Source organism: Zhongshania aquimaris (genome assembly GCF_019312595.1).
GTDB classification, from domain to species: domain Bacteria; phylum Pseudomonadota; class Gammaproteobacteria; order Pseudomonadales; family Spongiibacteraceae; genus Spongiibacter; species Spongiibacter aquimaris.
Map to the genome: position 1 here is coordinate 233,827 of NZ_JAHWDQ010000004.1, position 25,661 is coordinate 259,487.

General features: G+C 45.8%; 19 protein-coding genes. 11 read left to right on the forward strand and 8 right to left on the reverse strand.

The window, feature by feature from the left end; translation table 11 throughout:
* Positions 1-2 precede the first annotated feature (2 nt).
* Positions 3-920, forward strand: coding sequence for an Lrp/AsnC family transcriptional regulator (locus KXJ70_RS19605; RefSeq protein ID WP_219044434.1), 918 nt, complete (start codon positions 3-5; stop codon positions 918-920).
* Between the two features lie 203 nt (positions 921-1,123).
* On the opposite strand, the gene KXJ70_RS15480 is transcribed toward KXJ70_RS19605, so the two are convergent.
* The 3 genes from KXJ70_RS15480 to KXJ70_RS15490 form a co-directional block, all read right to left on the reverse strand.
* Positions 1,124-2,590, reverse strand: coding sequence for a flavin-containing monooxygenase (locus KXJ70_RS15480; protein WP_219044435.1), 1,467 nt, complete (start codon positions 2,588-2,590; stop codon positions 1,124-1,126).
* A gap of 49 nt (positions 2,591-2,639) precedes the next feature.
* On the reverse strand, positions 2,640-4,046 hold the full coding sequence (locus KXJ70_RS15485) for an aldehyde dehydrogenase family protein (RefSeq protein ID WP_219044436.1): 1,407 nt from the start codon (positions 4,044-4,046) through the stop codon (positions 2,640-2,642).
* A gap of 119 nt (positions 4,047-4,165) precedes the next feature.
* The gene (locus tag KXJ70_RS15490; protein WP_219044437.1) at positions 4,166-6,457 is read right to left on the reverse strand and encodes a TonB-dependent receptor; all 2,292 of its coding nucleotides are present in this window, start codon (positions 6,455-6,457) and stop codon (positions 4,166-4,168) included.
* 247 nt (positions 6,458-6,704) lie between these two features.
* On the opposite strand from KXJ70_RS15490, the gene KXJ70_RS15495 reads away from it, so the two are divergent.
* Entirely contained in the window at positions 6,705-7,892 is a 1,188-nt protein-coding gene (locus tag KXJ70_RS15495) for a sulfotransferase family protein (protein ID WP_219044438.1), read from the forward strand.
* Between the two features lie 169 nt (positions 7,893-8,061).
* Here the strand turns inward: KXJ70_RS15495 and KXJ70_RS15500 are convergent, their stop codons facing one another.
* From KXJ70_RS15500 to KXJ70_RS15520, 5 genes are all read right to left on the reverse strand, one after another.
* Positions 8,062-9,762 (reverse strand): FAD-binding protein, encoded by a 1,701-nt coding sequence (locus KXJ70_RS15500; RefSeq protein ID WP_219044439.1) that lies wholly within the window; start codon positions 9,760-9,762, stop codon positions 8,062-8,064.
* Positions 9,763-9,773: 11 nt separating this feature from the next.
* Positions 9,774-10,871 carry a hypothetical protein gene (locus KXJ70_RS15505; RefSeq protein ID WP_219044440.1) on the reverse strand — a complete coding sequence of 366 codons (1,098 nt, stop codon included), beginning with the start codon at positions 10,869-10,871 and terminating at the stop codon, positions 9,774-9,776.
* A gap of 37 nt (positions 10,872-10,908) precedes the next feature.
* Positions 10,909-11,934, reverse strand: a complete 1,026-nt coding sequence (locus KXJ70_RS15510) for a zinc-dependent alcohol dehydrogenase (RefSeq protein ID WP_219044441.1) — start codon at positions 11,932-11,934, stop codon at positions 10,909-10,911.
* Positions 11,935-12,003: 69 nt separating this feature from the next.
* Positions 12,004-13,725: a thiamine pyrophosphate-binding protein gene (locus KXJ70_RS15515; RefSeq protein WP_219044442.1), complete on the reverse strand. Its 1,722-nt coding sequence runs from the start codon at positions 13,723-13,725 to the stop codon at positions 12,004-12,006.
* 79 nt (positions 13,726-13,804) lie between these two features.
* On the reverse strand, positions 13,805-14,596 hold the full coding sequence (locus tag KXJ70_RS15520; protein WP_219044443.1) for an SDR family oxidoreductase: 792 nt from the start codon (positions 14,594-14,596) through the stop codon (positions 13,805-13,807).
* A gap of 381 nt (positions 14,597-14,977) precedes the next feature.
* Between KXJ70_RS15520 and KXJ70_RS15525 the strand changes: the two genes are divergently transcribed.
* The 9 genes from KXJ70_RS15525 (at position 14,978) to KXJ70_RS15565 (ending at position 25,657) form a co-directional block, all read left to right on the forward strand.
* Entirely contained in the window at positions 14,978-16,516 is a 1,539-nt protein-coding gene (locus KXJ70_RS15525) for an AMP-binding protein (protein WP_219044444.1), read from the forward strand.
* A gap of 46 nt (positions 16,517-16,562) precedes the next feature.
* Positions 16,563-17,306: an SDR family NAD(P)-dependent oxidoreductase gene (locus KXJ70_RS15530; RefSeq protein ID WP_219044445.1), complete on the forward strand. Its 744-nt coding sequence runs from the start codon at positions 16,563-16,565 to the stop codon at positions 17,304-17,306.
* Positions 17,307-17,320: 14 nt separating this feature from the next.
* Positions 17,321-18,079 carry an SDR family NAD(P)-dependent oxidoreductase gene (locus KXJ70_RS15535; RefSeq protein WP_219044446.1) on the forward strand — a complete coding sequence of 253 codons (759 nt, stop codon included), beginning with the start codon at positions 17,321-17,323 and terminating at the stop codon, positions 18,077-18,079.
* 16 nt (positions 18,080-18,095) lie between these two features.
* Complete coding sequence (locus KXJ70_RS15540) at positions 18,096-20,225, forward strand: NAD(P)/FAD-dependent oxidoreductase (protein WP_219044447.1); 2,130 nt, start codon at positions 18,096-18,098, stop codon at positions 20,223-20,225.
* A 48-nt stretch (positions 20,226-20,273) separates the two neighbouring features.
* Positions 20,274-20,720 carry a nuclear transport factor 2 family protein gene (locus tag KXJ70_RS15545; protein WP_219044448.1) on the forward strand — a complete coding sequence of 149 codons (447 nt, stop codon included), beginning with the start codon at positions 20,274-20,276 and terminating at the stop codon, positions 20,718-20,720.
* Between the two features lie 20 nt (positions 20,721-20,740).
* On the forward strand, positions 20,741-21,730 hold the full coding sequence (locus KXJ70_RS15550) for an SDR family oxidoreductase (protein ID WP_219044449.1): 990 nt from the start codon (positions 20,741-20,743) through the stop codon (positions 21,728-21,730).
* 35 nt (positions 21,731-21,765) lie between these two features.
* Positions 21,766-22,737 carry an alpha/beta hydrolase gene (locus KXJ70_RS15555; RefSeq protein ID WP_219044450.1) on the forward strand — a complete coding sequence of 324 codons (972 nt, stop codon included), beginning with the start codon at positions 21,766-21,768 and terminating at the stop codon, positions 22,735-22,737.
* 258 nt (positions 22,738-22,995) lie between these two features.
* Positions 22,996-24,252: an MFS transporter gene (locus KXJ70_RS15560; protein ID WP_219044451.1), complete on the forward strand. Its 1,257-nt coding sequence runs from the start codon at positions 22,996-22,998 to the stop codon at positions 24,250-24,252.
* A 271-nt stretch (positions 24,253-24,523) separates the two neighbouring features.
* Positions 24,524-25,657 (forward strand): NAD(P) transhydrogenase subunit alpha, encoded by a 1,134-nt coding sequence (locus KXJ70_RS15565; RefSeq protein ID WP_219044452.1) that lies wholly within the window; start codon positions 24,524-24,526, stop codon positions 25,655-25,657.
* Positions 25,658-25,661 lie beyond the last annotated feature (4 nt).

The window sequence follows — 25,661 nt, forward strand, 5'->3', positions numbered from 1 at the left end:
AAGTGGACGAAATTGACAAATTGCTGCTTGGCGCGCTAGACGGAAATATCCGCCGATCGAGCCGGGAAATAGCTGACGAGCTTGGAATCTCCGCTCCAACCGTTAAGCGGCGTATCGACCGGCTTCGTAGTAATGAGCTTGTGCATCTCGGCCCGATGTTAGATTTACACGCAGCGGGCTTTGAATATTTACTGATTATAGGCATTAAAGTTGACGGGCGTTCACCATTGAAAGTGGCTGAAGATATTGCCTTACTGGAAGAAGCCCTAACAGTAAATGTAGTCATGGGCGTTAGCGACATAGAAATTGTTGCTGCGGTAAAGTCCCGTGAGGCGCTGAGCGCGCTGCTAATGGAGACTTTAGCGACAATAGACGGCGTTGCCCATATTGATTCTGCCATGGCCCTCGAAGTATGGAAGTACCAGCGCGGACGCATGAGCGAGTCACCCAATGACCTACCATTAAAACGGCAGCATCTTGACGCGCTCGACATACAGATTGTCCAATGTTTAAACCAAAATGTTCGCACGAGTAATCGCGCGATCGCTGTTGAACTTGAGGTTTCCGAAAGCTCAGTGCGCAGCCGTATAAAGCGTATGCAAAGTAACCGCCAGCTCAGCTTAGCGACACCTTATCAACTGCCGCAAGGATCCGTGAACGACGCATTTATCGGCTTGAACGTTAAGGGTGGAATGGCTCGCTCGGTCTGCCGAGCACTGTCCAGGTTGGATGAGATCAGCTTTGTCTGCACCGCACTTGGCAGGAACGATGTAATTTGTTGTATACACGTAACCGAGCTAGACGCGCTCGCTCATATTTTGCATGAGAAAGTCATTAGCATTCCAGGGGTCGAAAGTACCAACCCGTCACACTGTATTAAACAGGTAAAACATCAATCATTATTAGGGATAATACCGTAGCTGATACAGAACTAGCCCCACAGAACACTCTTGAATAGGCCTTTTAAAGGCGCCTAAAGAAATAATCAATAAGGCGGACAATCACGCGCAATAGAAAGGCTTATCGTTCTTACAGTATGAAGCGTAATTACATCAGTGGAAGCTGAAAAAAAGGGAGGAAACTCCTCCCAATAAACGTCCCAAAGAGACGGGAATGAATATAACTACGCAATGGTAAAATTTTCAAAATTCGGAGCGGACATTTCTTCAAAAAATCTTGATCTGGTCCATGGCCACGTTGCGGGCACCCCATTTTTATCCAGGTACCAGCTCTGACAACCTGTCGCAAATATGGTGTTTTTAGCAGCCTTTACCCTCTTTGCCTCAAACTCCTGGTAGGCAGACGTTTTTACAGAGATATTACTCTTGCCAGCCGAGTTCAATCTTTCTATGAGCTTTTCAATATAACTCCACTGGTGTTCCGCTATTTCAATCAATGAGAAGTTTCCAACCGGTCCACTCGGCCCATTTAACATAAAAAAGTTGGGGAATCCGGGCACCGCAACCGCCAAGTAAGCGGTAGGACCCTCGTTCCAAACCTCGTCAAGACTAATACCGTTTTCGCCAACAACATTAATTGGTCTTACAAATTTGTCAGTCTGGAATCCAGTTGCCAAGACAATGACATCAAACTCATGAACTCTTCCATCTTCCGTCTTAATTCCATTTGGAACTACTTCAAATCCGCCACCAACAAATACATCAACATTTTCACGCTGAATAACGTCGTAAAAATCAGGCGAATAGATAATTCGCTTACAAGCCGGCCGATAATTTGGCGTGACTTTCTCACGCAGCGAAACATCCTTGATCAGGCTCAGGTTTTCGTGAACCTCTTGATCTATTTCCAGCATAGCGGGTGAATCTGGATCCGTTATCGCTTGCGAAAATTTCTCGATGTTCTCTTGAAGCTCTTTGTCGTTCTGAATATCTTTCAATAGTTTGGGATTATTTCGAAACGCCGCCTTCTCTTCTTCTGTGAACGCCCTATTCTCTACAATCCGTATCCACTGCGGTGAACGCTGGAAATGGGCGACGCGTGCAGAACGCTTCGATAACGCTGACACTATTTGCACACCCGTAGACCCGGTACCGATAACGGCAACACGCTTATTATCCAGGGCTACGCTGTGATCCCATCTCGCCGAATGAAATATATCACCCTGGAAAGTATCCATTCCCGCAATTCTTGGTATATTCGGGTGATGCAGGACGCCGGTTGCCGCAATAACAAAGTCCGCTACGTCCGTAGTACCATTTTTACTGGTAATCACATACTTACCGTCTTGATATACGCAGGACTCAATTTCTTCATTAAAACGGATGTATGGAGTTAGCTTATACATCTTCTCTACAGATTCGAAGTACGCTTGAATCTCATCACCACCGGCCAGAACTCTTGACCATTCCGGGTTGGGAGCAAATGAATATGTATATGAGTGAGCCGGCACATCACAGGTTAAACCCGGGTATGTATTCTCCCGCCAAGTACCACCAATTTTCTCAGCTTTCTCATATATCGAGAAATTGCTATTACCCTGCGATAATAGCTTTATACCTGCAAGCATACCGGACATTCCAGCGCCAATGATTACGTATCTTTTGTTATCGCTTCTGCAATGTTCCGACATCTTAATTATCAACCTAAATGGTAAGTAATCTATAAATGCTATTACTTAGTTACGCCTTGGAAATGCTCGTGATTTTCATATCGGTGAATTCAAGTATGCCTTCATCACCAAACTCAATCCCAATACCTGATTGCTTAATTCCGCCAAAAGGAATATTAGGGGCAAATGCACAGTGCTGGTTAACCCATGCCGTTCCGCATTCCAATCGCTCGGCAACAGCTTGAGCCTTATCTAAATCAGATGACCAGACTGAACCACCGAGCCCAAAACTCATGGAGTTTGCTTTGTAAATCACATCATCTAATGACGAATATCTGATAACAGGCAGAATCGGGCAAAACGGCTCTTCATCGACCAATGGCGTGCCATCTAAAATATCTCTTACTAATATCAGAGGTGCAAAGTAGCCTTGACTATCGGGACACTCACTGGTGGCAATGATATTTCCATCTCGTTTAGCTAAATCAAGATAATGATGGAACTTACTTAATTGGGCGGCATTCTGTAATGGGCCAAACTGACTTTCCGGATTCAGGCCATCGCCAACTACTGCGCTCTTAACCAGCTCGCTGAGGGCGTCACAAACGTCGTCATAGATTTCATCTGGAACATACAAGCGCTTAATAGCGATACAAACTTGACCACTATTAATAAATGACGTTGCAAACACCGCGGGAATAACTTTGGCGATATCAATATCACTTAATAATATTGCGGCGTCATTCCCACCTAATTCCAAAGTAACTTTCTTAAGATTTCCAGCAGAAGAAGAAACTACCTTTTTTCCAGTTTCTATAGATCCTGTCAATGAAATTTTCGCCACATCCGGATGCGCTGACAGTAGCGCGCCCAGCTCGTTACCCCCGGAAACAATATTCACCAACCCGGCGGGAACTATGCCTTTAATAATCTGACCCAGAAAAAGAGTAGACAATGGGGTCGTTGGCGCTGGTTTAACAACAACGGCATTACCAGTCAATAAAGCCGGTGCAATTTTGTAAACAGCTTGAAGAAGTGGGAAATTCCACGGAGTAATACAACCGACTACGCCCAAAGGAACCCGGGTCTGCTCAACTCGCAGCAACTCGCTTTCCTCTATTACTTTCTTGCCAGGTATTTCCTGATTCGAAAACCACTCACAAAATTTTTGCGCCGCGTCAACTTCAAACAGAGAAAAATCCAGGGTTTTCCCTTGTTCACACGTAATAATTCTCGCAAGCTCCTCTCTATTATTTGCAATAGACGTTGCGATTTCTTTTAGAACACGCTGCCGCTCCGATAGTAATGATTTTTTCCACGTCAACTGAGCAACTTTGGCGGCCGCGACGGCTTCATTAAGTAGAGCACCATCCGCCGAGGGACAAGAATCAAAAACCTCGCCGGTGGCAGGATTGATGACTTCTAACTTAGTAGTTGAATCTACTGATTCACCGTTAATGAGCAGCTTGTAATTCATATACTGTACCTTCGGATTAGTTTTACTTTTGCTATCACCGAATTAGATCAGCGAAGAACACTAAAATGAAGAAAAAGGAGACGGGCACGAGGCCCGCCTAAAGGGATGACAAACGTCGATTAAAACTCTACCTGGAAGTCCACACCGAACGTACGCGGTCTAACAAATGTTGATGCAATAGTCGAACCGCCAAGTGTAAATGAATACTCAGGAGCGTCTTCGTCAAGTAAATTTTTGCCCCAAAGAGTTACTCGCGCAACGCTGCCGCCGATTGTAATTTCATCGAGTACGTATGAAGCGCCCACCATTGTCGTAGAACCAAGTTCAGCTTGACCATCCAGTTCATAGTTCGCTGTACCGGTACAAGTATCAGATGCAGCAACTTGATCCTGCCCAGCCCTACAAGCCAGACGATGCACATCGCTTCTCCAGCTGGTATCGACACGCACCCGTTGGCTCATACCGTAAAAAATCGGTAATTCGTACTTCAGGCCAAGATATGCAGTTTGCTCAGGCTGGAATGTCCGAAGCTCGCCGGGACCGTCAACATCTGTATAGCCATAAGACGCATTTACAGAAAAGTTATTTGAGTAAAGATAGTTTACCTCCAGCTCAAGTCCGGATGAATCCATCTCATCCCCCTTACCCATAAAGTAGCCTACTCCCGTAAACCCTTCGATCTGGGTGTCCTTTCGATTCATTGTGAAAACGGCCGCATTAAGGCGAAGACGTCTATCCATCAAATCAGATTTTACACCAAGCTCAAAGCTCTGAACCGTTTCTTTGTCAAAAGCACTACCGCCGAGCGTTCCGCCGGACACATAGCCTGTCGCATATTTACCATAGAAGTTAATATCATCGTCAATATTATAGGTAAGCGAGATATCGTAATCTCCGTTATAGCCTGTCGTCTTGAAGTTCTGATTTGCGATCACACCCGCCATAATGACATTTTCACGTCGATCGTCTTCACTGTATCGAGCGCCACCACTTACATCAAATCGCTCAAAGCTATAGGTTGCATGCGCGTAGTAGGCTATCGATTTATTATCTACACTGTAGTTTTGACCGACAAAGTATTCACCTGCACCGATGGAATTCTCAGCAATGACGCTTGTATCGCCAATACTTCGGAAGAGGAAAATTGGCGCGTTAACCGCCCCTTCTTCGTTAAAGTAGAAAGCACCAAGTATCCAGCTTACACCCTCAGTTGCACCGATTAATTGAAACTCATGTGAAACTTGATTTTGTTCATCTATTCGCATAGTGAACAATGGCGCGAATACGCCACCAGCTGGTCCAAAATTGCCTGATGTATCAATATATTCTGATGCACCCCAAACCTGGTTGCCTCCTGAGAACTGATCAAATTTACGTTTAGCACCGATATACTTAATCTGGACTTCGTCGCTCAAATCATACTCAACAGTTATCGAGTGACCCTCTACTTCCAGTGACGCCTGCGACTCCAGAGGGACCGCCAGTCTATCCGAGTAGGCAAAAGATTCATTAAAAGGCGTAACCTCCGTGAGCAATCCGAGCGTACCGGCAGCAGATGGGTCGAGGCTACCAATCTGACGGTAATTTAGTGTGCCGTCCCACTCGGTCCGATCGAATTTATACGTCACGAACAGATTGTCGATACCGTCATAACTTGCCGCGAAAAATATGTTATCGCTCTCATCATCACCGCCACGCTCATTAGTGGTAATGCTTCCAAAAGGCGCTGGGAAATTAAAAGTGCGTTTTTGCGCTGTATTTCTAACATCACCCTCTCTTTCAGTGTGCCCTAGATTAAGTTTTGTCGAAATGCCGTTCCACACAGGCAGCTCAATCATACCTTTAAGCGTTTTCTGGCCAAAGTTGCCAACTCCAGTCACGATCTTCGCGTTAAACTCACCGGAGGGTTGCCCAGTAATTAAGTTAATCGCGCCGCCTGTTGAGTTACGACCAAACAGAGTACCTTGAGGACCACGGAGAACTTCAACACGCTCCAAGTCCGCCAAGTCAAATGCGGCCCCGCCGGCTCTTCCCAGATAAACTCCATCAATATAAAGTCCTATGCCAGAGTCAACTTGCATATTGAGCGAACCATTAGAAATACCACGTATTTGCATTTGCGGCGCTGAAGGGGTGCCGCCTTGCTTTTGGATATATACGTTGGGGACACTCTGAGCAACGGTTTGAAAGCCATCAATTCGCAAGCCTTCCAACTCTTCCCGAGGCATTGCGGAAACCGCGGTAGGCACATCCTGCAGACTCTCACTAACGCGTCGCGCGCTAACTACGACCTCCTCTAGCTGTTTAACTCCACCATCGGCTGCAAGCACTGGCGAGCACTGTAGCATTACGGCAAAACTAGACGCGCACGTTAATGCTGACTTAACGCCCATTTTCATTTCTTTTTTCATATAGTTAGTCCTACACGGTGTCTTGTACGTTTATATTATTAAAATATACTTATTTTGATCTACGGATCAGATGTTAGATGAAGGATCAACCCCATTCATCATTCTATTAGGTGAAGAATTAAAATATTTTCCGCGTGATACTAATTTCATAAGCTAAGTACAGACCATAACTACTATAATTAATGTAATCATCAATCCGACATTCTAAATACTCATTTAGAATTAAATAACCACCAGAGGATTCTAAATGCCTGATACTAGAACCGAAATCTCGTCGCACTCAAATATTAGCACCGAGAAACTACTTGAGTCTGCATGTAAAGAATGTGGACTAACTGACTTTGGAAACGAACGCTTTTTAGCACCATTGAATGTTCTTGTGGATTCAATGAATAGTGAAGCATGCCTTTCTCCTGCAGGTATCGCCAGCCAATCCGCCAGATTAGTAAACTCGCTAATGAATCGCTTGCGCAAAGTCGAGTTCTTAAAGCGCTACCCCGAAGTACTTGATGAAGAAATTGATGTAGGCGCCGTTATTGTTGGGTTGCCGCGAACCGGAAGCACCATGCTGCAGAGGCTCCTGGCATCATCACCCAATTTGACAGCAACGCGATGGTGGGAAACGATTTTTCCTATGCCAGTCAGCGATGACAAGGCAACTGACAGCGGCACGCGTATTCAAATGGCCGAGGATCTCGTAAAAACTATTCTCGAAGATGCCAAAGACTTTGACTCTATCCACCCATTAAATGCAACGGCCTATGATGAGGAGCTAACTTTAATAGAGCACTCATTTATGAGTAATATGCCGGAGTCCATGATGTATGTACCCACATACGGAAAGTGGCTATTAGAGGCCGACCAATCTCACGCGTACAATGAGCTTATCGAATATTTAAAGATTTTGCAGTGGCAAAAACCGGCTAGACGCAAGCAAAAATGGGTTCTAAAAAGCCCTCATCACCTTACCGCTCTGCCCACTGTCCTAAAGGCATTCCCGAACGCCTTAATAATTATGACACATAGAAATATCACGGATGTCCTGCCCTCCTGGTACAGTATGGTTGGCTCCCTGACTATGGCTAACACAACGGCGGATAAGCTCACTCAGGCACAGGCAAAACACTGGACACAACGCCTGGACCTAAACTTACAATCATTCTTACAAATGAGAGATTCTGCTGACGATCGATTCTTAGACTTACACTACCTGGATCTTTTAAAGAACCCCGTTGATTCATGCTTAAAGATATTTGATAAAATTGGGTGGCCTATCGAAGAGGGTGATTTGTCAGCCTTTAAAGATCATCTATCTCAGAACACGCGAGATAACCGACCAAAACACGTTTATGATATTTCTGATTATGATATGACATTAGATACCATAAGAGAGCAGTTTTCATACTATGAGAATTTCATAGGGCCCGCCAATTAAACGCGTAATTGCTCCAGGCTGATGACGTTCAAAGCCTGGAGCAATTTGCCGTATTTCCTCTCAGTGTCGTCAATGATAGCAGCCAATATACGCAAAGAATTTAAATATAAATATTGGCAACATCCCCTCTACAAATCCTACGTAGAGATAGGGAAGCGCCAACAGCAATTCACTTTGCGCTCACCGCATCCAGCGCGGCTAAATACCCAAAAGTCATCGCAGGACCAAGTGTTGAGCCAGCCCCCGGATACGACGGCCCCATTACCGAAGCCGCATTATTCCCGATAGCATAGAGACCCTCAATCTGGCTGCCGTTTTGATCAAGGACTCGCCCTGTGTCATCAGTCGCCAACCCGCCTTTTGTGCCAATATCACCAGGATAAACAGGCATTGCATAGAATGGACCACTCTCTATAGCGGCAAGGTTTGGATTAGGAGTGACATTCTGGTCACCATAATAGCGATCATAAGCGGCTCCACCGCGATCAAAATCCTTATCTACCCCGTCGTGTGCGTATCCATTAAATTTTTCAATGGTTTTTTCCAGGGCATCACTGGACATATTAGTTAACTTCGCCAGCCCCTTGATGCTAGACGATTTCTTAATCATCGACCTAACTTCTTTGCTGTGAAGCCAATCGGGTATCACTGGCATCAATGGTCCCATTGGGTATTTTTTCCGGAATGTAGCATCAAAAATCAACCACGACGGCGTCGTTCGGCAATCCGGCCTATCGGCGTCAATCATTGCCTTGGAGGCAACATCATAACTTCGAGCTTCGTTCATATACCGCTCACCACCTTGGCTGACAATTATGCAGCCAGGCAAGGCTCTTTCATAAAACAAGGGACGACCGCGGCTTTCGCTCGGTACTTTCACTGTTGGCGCCCACCAAGCGTGCTCCATTAAGTCAGTCGCAGCACCGATTGCGACGCCTGCCTGTATCGCATCGCCAGTATTATTAAGCTGCCCACCAGACCACTCACAGCGAGTATCGCCTGGTAAATATTTGTCTCTCATCTTCTGGTTGTGCTCAAACCCGCCAGCGCCGAGAATAACGCCTTTGTTTGCCTTAATTGCCGTTAGAACCCCGTCCTTAAGCACCAAAGCGCCAACGACCCTGCCGCTGTCGTCTCTTATAAGCTCCTTTAATGCGCTATTAAGCCATAGCGTTCCACCAAAGTGATTAAGAGCGATCTTTAGATGGCCGGCAATGGCATTGCCAAAAACCATAAACCGACTTCTCTTCGACTTAACTCGCTGCGGCAAGTCTGAGTAGTATCGCCACAAGATCTTTATCATGGTCTGCACCCAACCAGGCCCACGGGTAACCATTGGCGCAGCCTCCATGGTTGTCCAGGGTATATACCCAAACAAAGCAGTACTTGGATGACCAGGCAGCAGTGAATCAAACTCTTCTTTTTCTAAAAGCGACGCATGCAATGTATTTGTTTCATGAGTTCTATACCCGTGTTTTCCACCCGGCAATTCTGCGTGGTAATCGGTATATGGAATGGCATTAAAGCGCAGCGCAGTAACACCCTCTATATACTTCGCCATAACTCGGGCATTGACGGTGTAAGATTTAATTTTACTATCAGAGACAGTCCCGCTGGTGAGCGACTTTATATACAAAAATGCTTCTTCGGGGGAATCTTCTTGCCCCTGCGCTATTGCAGAATGGCTTGCAGGAATCCATATTCCGCCACCGCAAGTGGCAGATGTTCCACCCCACTTACTCCCCTTTTCCACAATTAAGGTACTTGCACTTTTTTCTGACGCTGTTACGGCAGCAACTAATGAACCAGCACCACTACCAACAACCAGCACGTCGACTTCATGATCCCATTTCTGAACTGTATTACTCATCGTATTGCGCCTTAGTTGATCTTTTTAACTGTGCATTGTGGAATAGGGTGCGTTTCTGCGCCGACCCAACGAAGTAGCAAAAATCCCTGATGATGACCCGCTGTCGACAAGTAATTATCAGAACCTAGCTCTTCGTGCGAAACCGTAATTGTTACCGTTTCGTTATCGTTAAGCACCGCGTTATGCTTGTTTATACAAACTGGAAGATATCGGTAATCCAGGGATTCCATCCACCAATTATTGATCTGAATATTCCAGTGCTGGCAGTCTGGTACCGGTACCGTTATTTCTAGCAACTCTTTCTCACCAAGATGCCAGAAGCCATGGATGTAAAATATATTGGGATCGCCCCCAGCTCGAATGAACATCTCCTGCCCCCAATCACACATTTGATTAGGACGAGACATAAATTTTGTAGCCCAAGACGCGAACAGATTAGAGCTTCCCACAACAAATTCGGCTGCAGACATTAACTTCTTAGCTAAAACATCAGGATCAAGGGGAGGCGGTACACTTGGCCCGGCGCTTATTCTCTCAATGCTGATACTAGCTGGCGTTTCGTTATCTCTATCGAGAAATGTCTGCCTAAGCTGAATGACACTGGAGCCGTCCTCCAGCGGAAGCCAGGCCTTACCATTTTCTGGCTTGTGTTGACTTGCAACTATCTCGAAATTTCCACTTTCATCAGCAAGAAATTCGTGACCAGACAGTTCACCAGTAGACGCCATCGTCCCATCAATAGAATAGTTATTTGCCTTTGAGCCAACACTTAAATAGGTAACAGTCCCGACATTGCCATGAATCCGATATTCTCTATCTCCCGCTATTGTTGCAGACAGATATAAATTATCAGGATTATCGCCACCTAATTTTGCTGTGGCGTGACTAGGCAACACAAAACAAGGGAAATCCGGATCACCACCCTCTAAATATATCTCCAGGCCCAGCCTGACAAGTCGACTTAAATAGCGAGTACCCTCTGCCTGATCAAACGCTGTTTTAGGTGAGCTACTGCAATCCAGGGTTGCTTGTGCATCCTTCAAGCGCTCGCAAAATGATACCCACAAACTTCTATCATTTGCGTGGGGATTTATTGTTGTATCTTGCATTAATCGCTCCCGAAAATTTCCAATAGCACAGCCACTTCTACGCCTCAGTAGGCAACACCATGACCTTGATAGCTTCAGGACTCATCTGCGCAGAAAACGCCTTGTCTATGTCTGCAAGAGGATACTGATGCGTTATCAAATCATTGCGATTTACTTTTCCAGACCTCATCATCTCAAGCGCGATCACAAGGTCTTCACTCGCATAGCCCTGAGAACCAATAATGCTAATTTGCTTATCAATGACCGGCATAAAGTTAATCGCAAGATCACTTTCATACGCGCCAAAGCAAACTATGCGACCTATCGCGTCACCCTTTACCATATAAAGCGCTGTTTGTAGTGGCGATTCCGACTTCATACTTTTTATATAACCAGCACAATCGATCACCACATCTACTGACGGTGGATTGGAAGGCGGGAACGATACCGGCGTCGTTCCACAAATTTCTCTAACTTGCTCAACAACGTCGCCGTCTAAGGGGTTAACACAATAAACACCCAGCTCTTTTGCCTTCTTCAGCCGTACCGCTGAAATATCTATAGCGACAATTTTTCCAATCGCCTTATCTTGTGAAAGAAGCGCTTGAATGACACTTAGGCCAATAATACCTACACCGTATACAACGACATTTTCATTGTCTTTCAATTGCGCTTTACGAACCATTTGCAATGCATCTGCCATAGGCTCCGTTGTTGCCGCCTCCTGAAAGCTAACGCCGTCTGGTATCTTCACTAGCTGGAACGGGTTGCACGGAACAGGTACGAATTCCGCAAAGCCCCCCATACCTACTCCCACGACTCGCTCGCCCTCAGCAAAGCCTTCAACGTCTGCCCCGACCTTGCGAATAACCCCGCTGAACTCGTGACCCGGTATTTCCTTTCCTGATTTCGAAACCCTATTAAGCACGCCCCGGTGACTATTGTGGCGATACATATGCAAATCAGAACCGCAAATACCACAGGCTCTAACCTCTATTAAAACTTCATTCGCCTCAATCTCAGGAACTTCAATTCCATCTTCCGCGACAAGGTCATAAGGATCTTTGAATACACCGGCCTTCATATGGTTACCTCTTATTAAATTATTAATTCACTAGTTGCTCGAAACGCGACACATACCAAGGCGGAGTAATTAAATATAAGCAACTTTGTCTGCATGCCATTTGTATATAAGATCAGCCTCTGGCGCCTCATAGGCCGAAATTCGTCTATCCATTACGATCTGTACAATTGCCGGCTTACCGGAAGCGAACGCCCGATCCATTGCAGGCTGAATTTCATCTGTTGTCTGACAAAACTCTCCATGCCCTCCCATTTCCATAGCCAGGCGGTCCATTCTCACGAATTCATTATCTACTTCAAAGGTCTTACCAAAGCGATATTCGTAGTAAGGAACCTCTAGTGCCCAACCTTGATCATAAGCAACAACAATCACTACCGGCAGCTGATAACGAACTGCCGTTTCAAACTCCATCATGTAGAAACCTATAGCGCCGTCTCCCGTTACCAGGCAAACCCGCTTACCAGGCTCTGCAAGCTGAGCCCCAATAGCGTAAGGAAGTCCAACACCAAGCATGCCCATCTTCAACGTAGCGAGAAAATTACTATGCTTGTTATTTAAATAGCGTTGTTGCCACAGAAAAATGGATCCGCCATCACTAACGATAATGGCGTCGTCTGGAATCGATTTTTGCGCCTCCAGTATTAGGCGGCCCGGATGAACCGGCGTTATATCTTTAGCGGCCTCAATGTAACCTTGGAAAATATCTCTTCTCTGCTCTTGCCATACAGCCAATTTCTCACTGCATCCTCTTACTTGCCTAAGTTTAAGCTCTGATATTAACTCTGGAATGATGTCTTCTATGTTTCCGACCAAGGCAATATCAATGAGTCGATTTCTACCGGCTACCTGCGGATCCTTTTCAACCTGAATCCACGTTTGATCACTGCCGAAGAAATCGCCAAATCCTTCTTGCTCAGAGAAATACAGATTATCTCCAAACATCAATTTTTCGCCTATTGATGAGCCGACAACCAATATGACATCGGCTTGCTGCGTGGCCTCCAAGCCAGGCCCAAACCCAAAATCCAGAACTTGAGAATGGGTATCGGGAAAGGTTCCTCTACCACCATAGGTTCTAACAACCGGGCATTTGAGAATCTCTGCTAACTGCTGAAGTAACTCATGGGTTTTTGAAATACGAACACCGGCACCAGGCATCAGTACCGGTAGCTCTGCACTTTCTAAAATGTCAGCGACCCGCTTTATGTCCTCAGATGGCGGCATTATTCTAGCTGGCCGATAAAGATTTTTTGCCGGTAACGCCTCAAACTCATATTCTTCACGCAACATATCGAACGGCAAGCCAAGATATACTGGGCCTGGACGACCGTAACGCATTTGCCTGAACGCCTCATAAAATAGCTCATCCACTTGCTCAGGATGCTCAAGAATAGCGGCGAATTTCGTTACCGGCTTTACCATATCTACCAAGTTAGGGCACTGAAACTTAGGCGACCTGACAGAGCTTCTAGCCATGAGGCCCCGCTCCGAGCCCAAATACAATACCGGCAGGCCCTCCGCATCGGAGTGAACAACCGCAGGCAAAAGGTTGCTGGCGCCCGGTCCGCAGTTACCACCGGTAACCGCAATATTTCCAGTACTTTGCGCATATGACTCAGCCATATAAGCACAGGCTGTTTCATGGTGGCCCGCAATAATACGACCTTCACGCTCTACAAAACGATTGTGGATATCGCCAAATGTAACCTCTGGAAGTGTAAAAAGTTTATCTACACCCTCGTGGATTAGTAAATCAGCTATTCGACTACCAATAGTTTGCGACACTTTCATAATTAGAGTTCCCAGTATTTATTGTATGTAATGTGCTATTTAAAATTCTTACCACGCACGCGATCAGCCGTGCAATTTACTAGTGAGGAATAAACCCGCCACCATTAACGTCAAGCGTTGCACCGGTAACCGCGCTGGCATAGTCAGACGCAAAGAACAGGACAGACTTCCCGCACTCCTCATCACTCGGGATACGCCCAAGCGGTATATTCCTGGTAACCTCACCGATCACTTCTTCGAGCGCCAAACTTCGCTCCTTGGCCGAGGCGATCATGTAATTCTCAACACTTGGACCCCACATCCAGCCCATATAAACAGAATTTACGCGAATATTGTCTGCACCCAGCTCCATTGCCAGATGCGATGAAGCGCATGACAGGGCAGCCTTTGTCGAAGCGTATCCACCATTCGAAAACATCGGCGTGCGCGCCGCCATGGTATTCACCATAACAATACTGCCACCGCCTCCGCGCCTCATATGAGGAACCACCTCTTGGGTTAAATTCAATGTACCGAAGAAATTGACGTCCATCGGCTTTCGCCAATCGTTTAAATTTGCGCTATCGATTGTTGAAAATGTACCGGGGTCATATGCACTATTGATAAGTACATCGATACGTCCGAATTTTTGATAGGCGCGGTCAGCCAATGACCTGCATGACTCTCTATCCGCTATATCGGTGGCCACGCAAAGTATTCTCTCACCATCTACACCCTGAGCAACCAAGTCCGATTTCAACACATCGAGCTTTTCTTGTGTTCTTGATGCGAGAACAACATTTGCGCCTTCAACTAAACTCAAGGTAACCAACTTACAGCCTAAGCCAGGACCAACCCCGGATATCACAACTGTTTTATTCTTGAGAAGCATAGCGGCATAATCCCCACATAATTATTATCGATAGCACGCCCTCTTACCGAGGCGCCCAAAAAGTATGCTCACAACCATATCAAGCCGAAGATGTTAATAACTCATTCGATGAGATGAAGAATTGAGAAAATGATCTACCAAAAGCCCTCTTGACGAGGCGAAAAGTACATCGAGGAGCAGACCAGCTGTTTATGTGCGGCGCGATCAAAGGTACAAACCGATGTAAAAATGCGCGAAGTTATTGTGTACAATGCCCCTGTAGCGCTTACCATCGCGTCATCACAGCGAATAGCGGCGAAAACCTCACCTTAATGAATGAATCTTCTTAAAAAGCATCGAGCTAGAATCGATGAAAAGTATATAAGAAGGCTACTTCACACAATGATTACTCAATCAAACTCTATTTATTCTTCATTTCGACGCGCAGTGTCGAAGAATAAGTCGAAGCTTGCCATTAGTTTCGAAGGGCGAGACTGGACATTCCAATCTCTGGAATTAGGAATTGGACGAATCTGCAACTACCTGTCAGACAAGGGTTTCAATAAAGGTGACCGAATAATTTCATTCGGAAAGAATTCAGATACTTACATCATGTTTTGGTTAGCATGCGTAAAAATGGGCTGCATTCACATACCGGTCAATTACTCACTAACCGAAAAAGAGTTGCGCTTCATTATAGATAATTCCGGCGCGTGCGGAATCTTCTGCGATGAAGAATACCTAGAAAAAATATCTTCCATAGCCGGGAAAGTAGCTCTTAAATACTATGGGCTATTAAACTCACGGTCTCAGGACAGCCAAAGCTTGATCAACGTTGCTAAGGCGTATAGCAACGAGTACTTCGACGAAGTCGAGTCAAATGAAAATACCCTAGCGCAAATTATATACACATCGGGTACAACGGCAGATCCAAAAGGGGTAATGCACACACATCGATCCCTCATGTCGCAGTATATTAGCACTATCATTGAATTAGATATTAAGCCAAACGACAAAATGCTTGCCGCTCTGCCGCTGTATCACTGCGCGCAACTTCATAATTTTAGTATGCCGTGCCTACTCATGGGAGGCACAAATTACATTCTGCGCACACCAGTTGTTAGCCTATGTTTTGACACTGTTGAGCAACACGGAATCACGTCGCTTTTCTTTCCGCCCTCAGTGTGGACTACTTTCCTAAAGGAATACGACCAACAGTTTAGTAGGCTTACCACACTCGTCAAGGCCTACTATGGCGCATCAATTATGCCCCAAGAGGTGCTGAGCAAAATAACTCAGCTACTGCCAAAAGTCGGCTTCTACAATTGCTATGGCCAAACAGAAATCGCCCCCTTAGCTACCGTTCTGAGACCAGAGGAGCACGAGTTAAGACCAAGCTCAGTTGGAAAACCTGTTTTTAATGTTGAAACCAAGCTAATGACGGACGACCTAAAGGACGTCGAGGTAGGCTGTGAGGGTGAAATTGTGCACCGCTCGCCACAGTTACTCGAAGGCTATTGGAATAATGATCTTGAAACATCTAAAGCATTTGAAGGCGACTGGTTTCATTCAGGCGACATCGGTCGATTTGATAGTGAAGGATATCTTTACATTGTTGACAGGAAAAAAGATGTCATCAACACCGGTGGTGTTGTGGTATCCAGCAGGGAAGTCGAGGAAGCAATCTATCATCACGAGAATGTTCACCAGGTAGCGGTTATTGGCTTATCTGACACTAAGTGGATAGAGAAAATATGTGCCGTTATCGTTACAAAAGACGCAAAACATATTGATGAATTAAGCTTGAACAACTTTCTTAAAGTAACGCTCGCCCCTCATAAGATTCCCAAGTCCTATAAATATCTTGATCAGCTACCTACAAATCCAGCCGGTAAAATTTTAAAGCGCGAGCTTAGGGATATGTTCGAAATCACAGACTAAAAGTAACTTCATCCTATTTAAATAAATAACTATACGGTTTATGACGATGACATCTTCAATACATAACAGCCTAGATTTCAACTTTACTGGTGCAGATATTCTTGTCACTGGCGGCACCAGCGGTATCGGTCTATCAATTGCCAGGAGATTCCAGGCCGCCGGCGCCAATGTCACGGTAACAGGAACGCGGGAATCCAAACTGGACTACACCGAATCGTTAGATGGTATGCATTACCGTCAATTAGTTTTAGAAAATCTGGATGATGTCACCGCATACGGGGAATCTCTTACAAAGCTCGACATACTTGTGAACAACGCTGGCAGAACGTGCGGGCTTGATGAATTTGAAAAAGAACTTTTGATCAATTTGACTGCCGTGCAGAAACTGACGACTGCGTGCTTTAACGCAATATCCAAAAGTCAGCTTGAAGGCGGCGGAAGCATCATCAATCTTGCATCAATGATGTCGTACTTTGGTAGCCCGTACTTCCCTGGTTATGGCGCCGCAAAAGCCGGCATTGTGCAGATGACAAAAACCTATGGCGCAATGTGGGGCAGGAATAATGTTCGGGTAAATTCCGTCGCTGCAGGCTCCATAGCAACCCGCATGACAGAAAGCTATGTGAATGATCAAGCTGTATATGACCTCGTCGTCAATAAAACACCCTTGTACCGCTGGGGTTCACCCGATGACATTTCATCAGCGGTTCTATTCCTATCAAGTTCTTCAGCGAGCTTTATTACCGGTCAAACCCTCGTCGTCGACGGTGGTTATTCAATAATAGATTAGAGAAGGTTTTTACTATGAGTATTAAAAGATTTACTGGAAAAGTTGCTTTAGTAACAGGGGCCGCTTCTGGCATCGGAAAAGCTACCGCCTTGCGACTTGCAAGTGAAGGCGCAACGCTCATGCTTGCTGATATTGATGAAGAGAAGTTGTATCAGCTAAGAGATCAGCTACACGACAACACCGTTGATACAGCAATTTTTGACGCTACCGATAGCAAATCGTGTCGTGAAATAGTCCATAAAACCGTGAGTTCATTTGGACGAATCGATGTCGTTTGTAACATTGCGGGAATCGCTGGCGCCTGGAAGTTGACAGAAACAACAGAAGACAAATGGCGGAAGATGTTCGCCATTAATATGGATAGCATTTTTGTCATTTGCCAAGAGGCAATCCCATTCCTTATTAAAACGAAGGGAAACATTGTCAACATGTCGTCAGTCGCATCATTACACGGGCTCCCCTATAACTCCGCATACTGTGCAGTTAAGGCTGCAGTGAATGGCTTCTCTAGATCAATTGCTGCTGAATTCGGCTCCGACGGTGTTCGCGTAAACACGGTTTCACCTGGTGGCGTAATGACATCAATCTTCGATAATTTCACTTTCCCTGAAAACGTAAACGATGAGCTTGTAAAACGCATGCTGCCACTTCCGAATGTACCATTAGCCCAACCGGAAGAAATTGCGGCGCTAGTAGCCTATGTCGCATCAGATGAAGCACGATTTATGAATGGTGAAAATGTCGTTATCGATGGCGGCCAGTCAACACTTTAATTTTAGGAATTTAGTCATGTCATCTCCACTGAGACACATAACATCCCAGGGCCAAATCGGCAAACTGGTTTTGAAGAACCGTATTATTATGACGCCAATGGGTTCAAATACGGCGGATGACGATGGCTTTTGTGGAGATAAAACTAAAAATTATTACGAAGCCCGTGCCAAAGGTGGTTGCGCGATGATTATCATGGGGTCAGTTAGTATTGCCTGGCCCCAGGGTTCAGCGAACTGGAGGCACATAGCAATTTCTGATGATAAATATATACCTGGGCTATCGAACACAGTTAAAACAGTTCATCAGAATGGCTGTTTAATCGCAGCGCAGCTACATCATGGCGGGTTCATGGCAATCAATGACTCGGCGAGAGGTGATGCCATTCTATGCCCTTCTGCCCCCGTAGGTAGCAGCGCAGATGAGCTGACACCGTATATGACACCAGAGGAGTTAGATTCAATTTCGGCGCCGGCGCGCGAGCCATCATTTGCAGTTCACTACCAGGAAGCAAGCAAGAGCGACATAAACTGGCTTATCAATAAGTATGCCGAAGCTGCTCAGCGCGCTAAAACCTGTGGCTTTGATGGGGTTGAGATTCACGCCGGCCATGGCTACATCATTTCTTCATTTTTAAATCCTGCGGTAAATAGAAGAACTGATGAATACGGCGGGTCTATTGAAAATCGCTCCAGGCTACTCATTGAAGTCATTCGCGCAATCAAGGAAATTAATGGTGACGACTTTCCCGTATGGTTCCGCTTCGATTCAGTCCATTTCACCAAGGATGGCATTACAAACGAAGATGCCGTTAGTACCGCCATACTCGCCTCCTCGGCAGGCGCCGATGCGGTTCACTGCAGCGCTGACGGAGACCACAACAAAGGGACCTGTTACTCAGAAGGTCATTCTACCCATACTCCAGCTGGCTTTGTCCCGTTTGCACACAATGTCAAAAAGGCGGTTAAGGTTCCCGTCATTTGTCCCGGACGAATTGAGCCCGAAGTTGGTGATGCGTTAATCAAGGACGGCAAAATAGACTTCGTCACAATGGGTAGAAAGTTACTGGCTGACCCGGAACTACCGATTAAGATTGTGGAAAACAGGATGAAGGAGATTCGTCCCTGTATTTACTGCTACACCTGTATAAGCAGTATTTTTAAGTCTCAGCATATTCGCTGCGCAGTCAACGCAAGAACTGGATACGAAGGCGAACGAAACATAATTGCCTCAGTAAGTCATAAGAACGTGCTGGTTATAGGCGGCGGGCCAGGAGGAATGGAAGCAGCCAGAGTGGCCTCCGAGAGAGGACACAAAGTCACTTTAGTTGAGAAATCATGTCGATTAGGCGGATCGGTTTTCTTTTCCGGCGTTTCTTACCCTCCTAATGGAAAGCTGGTTAAGTATCTTTCACACCAGTTAAGTAAATTAAAGGTAGACGTCAGGTTAAATACCATTGCTACGCCAGAACTCGTTAAGCACTTAAAGCCTGATGTCGTCATCGTCGCTGTAGGTGCCGCGAGAGAGACACCCAATGTTCCGGGAATCGATCTTCCTCACGTATTTGGTGGTGATGATATAAGGAACATGATAACGGGTGAAAACGCCGACGAACTATCCGGAAAGATATCCGCAACGACAAATATGATGCTGACACTTGGATCTAGCACCGGCATTACTGGCAACACCGAGCTTATGCGCACAATGAGCAAAATTTGGATGCCCATAGGCCGGAAGATAGTCATGGTTGGCGGGGGCTTAGTTGCGGTTGAACTCGCCGAGTTCTTTGCGGAACGCAAAAGGGAGGTGACAATACTCCATGAAGGCAATGTCTTTGCCTCCGAAACACCCTTAGTTCGCCGATGGAGAAATCTCGCCGATATAAAGCAGCTAGGCGTTACTCTAATTCCGAATAGCACTCTGAAGTCCATCGCAAACTCCAGTCTTGTGTATACCAATGAAGGCGGGCAAGACCGCGAAATTTCAGCCGACAGCATTATATTGACCTCGGGGGTTGTTCCTAATTTGTCTCTAGCTGATTCACTAGAAAGTATCGGCTTTGATGTGCGACTTGTCGGCGACTGCAAAAGCGTAGATTACATAGAAGGTGCGATTCACAGTGGCTTCACAACTGCGATTGCATTGTAATTTTGTCTTAAGCTGAATCAACTACCATAGTGAAAAAGGAATTATTCGATGGACTACAGTGACTACAATCAAGTAAGAAATTTAATTATGCGCTATGCCTACTATATCGATCACGGCGATATCGAAGGCATGTCACAACTATTCTCCCGCGCGACTGTACATTTCGAAGACGGGAAGATCATTGATTCATCTCCGACCGAAATAGAAGAACTATTTAGGGCATTCCTAAAGATATACCCAAATGGAACACCGCGAACAAAACACGTCATTTCGAACTTGATTATAGAGCCAATAGAGAAAAATTACTGGACAGCAAAGTCTTACGTTACCGTGTTTCAGCAAACCGATGACTTTCCCTTGCAGCCAATAATCACCGGTGAATACCACGATAAATTTGAGAAAGCGGGAAACTCATGGCGATTTGCAGAGCGCTACATTATCAACGATCTTTTCGGCGATCTTAGCAGTCATGGCAAGTACGAATATAACGTTTAGCTATAGGTTTGAGTTTTTCCATGAAGAATATTATTGTAACTGGTTCATCTAGTGGATTTGGTCTAAATACATCAATCGCTTTAGCCGAAAATGGGTGGAATGTATTTTCATCCGTTCGAAACTTAGCAAGTGCTGACACATTACTTAAAATAGCGAAAGAACGAGGTGTTAGTGAGAGAATAAATGTAATAACAATGGACGTCACCGATGTCTCTTCCGTTGACAATGCGATAAATGAAATAGCTGCTATTACCAACGACCAAATCGACGCAGTCGTCAATAATGCCGGCTATTCCGTCATGGGAGCGTTTGAAGATCTTAGCGATGCTCATATCCGCAAGCAAATGGAAACAAACTTCTTTGGAACGCTAAACGTAACTAAAGCGGTGCTTCCTGGAATGCGGAAGATGAAACGCGGCAGAATTGTCATCGTATCAAGTAATGCGCTGAATACACCTCACCCCTTGCTTTCGATGTATGCAGCATCTAAATGGGCACTTGAAGGGTGGGCTGAGGCATTACAAATGGAGGTTTCCCCCTTTGGATTAAGTGTTGTAGTCGTTCAACCCGGCGCACATAGAACACCCTTTGCTGAAAATGTTGTTTCGCTATTTCCCGATGATAGTGAATACAAACAGTGGATAGAATCCGCGCTACCCGGCATTTCAAATCTCGACTCGTGGGGACGCGATTCCCATCATGCCACTGCACCGATTCTCAATGCGGTAGAAGACCATGACCATCCATTTCGCAGTCAAATAGGTGAAGACGCCATTATTTTTGAGAAATTAAGGGGCGCGTTTCCATTTGAGCTCAGGGCTCATTTAATGCGTCTAATCGTCGGATTGCCATCTGACAATCAGTTTATCAAAAATGATGACGATTCAGATGAAAAACACGCATCAGCTACCACCGCAGACATACTGGAGACTGTCGGTCGCTCTCTCAGCGAAAACAAGCAAATGTCTGCCATAGAAGTAACGAAACTTTTCGGACTCCTGGCCAAGTAGTCAGTAAGAAAATCATTTTTAACGAGGTTACCACATTGAAAATTGACAGCGGAATCACCAACATTCTTAACTCAATGCCAGATTTTTCAATGCAGGATATAGCTACTGCCCGAGAGAATATGTTGGCGGGCACAGAGTTAATGATAGCAAACGGAATACTTACCTCTATTCCTAATCGAACTGAAATCGATCCACGCCTGGATGTCTACGAACTGGCCTGCCCAAGCCTTATTGATGACTATCAGATTAAAATTAGACTCTACAAGCCGAAAGAGAGTAAATCCCCCGCCCCGGGCTGCGTGCTTTTTCACGGGGGAGCGTGGGTATTTGGCGATCTTAATAGTGAGCATGTGCGCTGCATGAAACTCGCGCTTGATTCATCTGCAGTGGTCGTGAACGTTGACTACCGCCTCGCACCCGAATATCCGTTTCCTATTGGAATTGAGGACTGTTACTCCGCGCTAGTTTGGACCGCTAACAATTCATCTGAGCTTAGCATTGACCCTGAACGCATTGCGGTTACAGGCGGAAGCGCAGGTGGCAACCTTGCCGCCGGCGTATCCCTTATGGCTAGAGATCGCGATGGCCCGAAAATTTCGTTCCAAATGCTACTGTATCCCGTCCTTGATTATCAAATGCAAACCCAATCAATGATCAATGGTAGCGAGCTGCCCATATGGGATAGTGAGAAAACAAAGCACGCATGGGATTTCTACCTGTCACATGAAGACAAAGGCGCCAATATCTCGCCGTATGCCTCGCCATCTCATGCGCAAGATCTACGTAATCTGCCTACTACTTATATTATGGTTGCCGAACACGATCCGCTTAGAGACGAAGGCATACTTTACGCAATGCGTTTACTCGCAAACAATATATCAACAGAGCTTCATGTCATTCCCGAAACGGTTCATGGCTTTGATCTTATGGGCTGCGGAGAGATATCTGAGCACGCACTTCAACTTCAAGCAAATGCATTCAACCGCGTACTAGCGAATCCGGATTAGTATAAAAATCAAAAAGTGAAATGCCATCGTCAGCCCGAATACTTATTAAACAAAAGACAAGAGATGAGCCAGAGCATTTGACCTTAAATTTGATTCGATTCATTCGTTAGTATGATGTAATTGACAGCGCTAGCCTTCATTATAAACGCTACGTTACTTAGCTTAGCAGTCCACTAGAAAATACGGCGCCCAGCACTTCCCCGGACACGGGATGATAATAAATCCAGGTGAAGCCACCTCTCAAAATTAGGTAATAAAATGAAGTCAGCAACACCGGTGAATGACTCCAAAGGATCATTTCTAGGTTGGAGAATGGCAGGCATTGGCTTTTTCAGCCAAAACCTCAGTATTAGTGCGACTTTCGGAGTATACAGCCTCTTTTTTATCCCATTAATGAATGAGTTTTCAGCGTCACGATCCGTCATATCATCCGGTATCGCCATACTGACATTAATCATGGGGCTAATGTCGCCACTCGTAGGCGGGCTTCTTGATCGATTTTCAATACGAAAGATAATGCTGATTGGCGCTACATTGCTTGGAGTCGGATTTATAACTGCGTCCCAATCCCAATCCGTTTACGTATTTTTAGCTGTATACGCCCTTTTGATAGCGCCGGGCTTAACCATGGCGGGCCCACTTTCTGTGGCGACACTAACCAGCAACTGGTTCGATCATAAGCGTGGCCTTGTTATTGGACTAGTTAATGTTCCCCTATTCAATGTTTGTATGCCAATTCTCGTGGCGATGCTCATAATTCAATACGGATGGAGAGTTACTTTTATATGTATTGGAATGCTATTCCTTTTACTTATACCGCTTCTCACACGCATTGTCAGTCGCCCAAGTGATGTCAACCAACTACCTTACGGTGCATCGCCAGAAAACCACGACACCGCGGCAACATCAACTATCTCCACTTATTTAACAAAAAAAGATCTGATAAGAATTCCCTCGTATTGGCTGCATATTATTGCCTTTGGACTGATAACCTCAGGCGGAATTGTGTTTATAACTCACATCATTCCATTCAGCACAGACTACGGTATCTCTGAATCCCAGGCGTCATTATTGCTTTCTATTAACGGCATCTCCGGCATGGTCGGTGCGATCCTTTTCGGTTGGCTTGCCGATAAATTTAAGCCGAATTACTCACTTGCGCTAGCGGCATTTATTCAGGTAATTCTCTGGGCTTCACTAACGCTACGGCCTCCATTTGAACTGTTATCGCTAATCGTACTGGGAATTGGACTCTCAGGTGGAGGTGCTCTACCCGCCTTTTACTCATTAATTGCGAGTAAATTTGGCACACCCTCTTTCGGGACAGCTATTGGATTAGCGTCAATCCTTGTACTGCCTCTTAATTTTGGATCCCCCATACTATCTGGCTTCCTTTTTGACCAAACAGGAAGCTATGACATCTCATTCAAAATACATATTCTATTTTTCGTCATTTCCTTCTTATATCTGGCATCCAGCAATGCAAAACCACACGAGGCAGTCACTTTAAAATGACACCTCGTATCTTACTCTTCGCCAAGCTGCTCTTATCTAGCTGGCGGTACACCTTGGGTTTTGCCGACGGTCCAAATGAAGTTCACCATCTATCAACAGCTCGGTTTGCAACAAAAGGCATTCAGTTGGGCCTTGGAGAAGCTGCGGTTTATCTCACTTCCCCACATAGGGGGATCGCATAACACCGATACTAAACGAACGAATTTCACCACATTTAATGAACATCGCCTTCAGCACTAGATATGAATTTGTTATTTAAGGAATTTTATAAATGCGCATAGGAATCCCAAAAGAACTCGCGAGCGGCGAAAACCGCGTTGCGATCATTCCGACAGATGCCAAAAAGCTAATCAGGGCCGGTGCAACGATTCAAATCGAAGCGGGCTTGGGCTTAGGCAGCGGTTTTAGCGACGAGGAATACACCGACGCTGGCGCCACTGTTACCGCTGACCGCAATACCGTGCTGTCCAGCTCCGATATTATTTTACGTATCAGCAAGCCAACGCTCGATGAAATCGGACAAATGAAATCCGGCTGCATCCACGTCAGCTATCTGGATCCATTTAACGAACACAGCTTAATTAAAGCGTTTCGTGATCGCGGCGTTAGCGCCATCAGCATGGAAATGATTCCACGCTCTACGCGCTCACAAAAGATGGACGCACTGAGTTCGCAAGCAAGTTTGGCGGGTTACGTGATGGTATTGCTTGCCACCACAAGATTGCCCCGCATTCTGCCTATGATGATGACACCCGCGGGTACCTTAAAGCCCTCTACCGTCTTCATCATCGGTGCTGGCGTCGCCGGTCTGCAAGCCATTGCAACCGCAAAACGCCTCGGCGCCAAAGTGGTTGCGTTTGACACCCGCTCGGTTGTTGCCGAGCAGGTCCGCTCACTGGGCGGCAAATTCCTCGATATCGATCTAGGCGAAACCGGCCAGACCAAAGACGGCTACGCGGTTGCCCTCACCGAAGAGCAAATGAAGCTGCAGCTTGAAGGCCAAAAGAAGCAAATTGCGGAATCTGACATTGTCATCACCACCGCCCAACTGTTTGGTCGCAAACCCCCTGTGCTTATCACCAGCGACATGATCAAGGGTATGAAGCCCGGTTCTGTGATTGTCGATATGGCAGCGGAAAGCGGCGGCAACGTTGAAGGCTCGGTAGCAGGCCAGACCGTGGTGGTTGACGGTGTGACAATTATCGGCGACGGCAACTGGTCTAACTTTGTTAGCCGCGATGCCAGCCAAATGTATTCGTCCAACCTCTTCAACCTCGTTGATGAAGGCTGGAACGGCGATGACAAGAAAATGGTTATCGACATGGAAAACGATATTCTGCAGGGCTGTGTGATTACCCACGGCGGCGAGATCGTTAACGAAACCATTAAAAACCTGATTAACTAGGAGA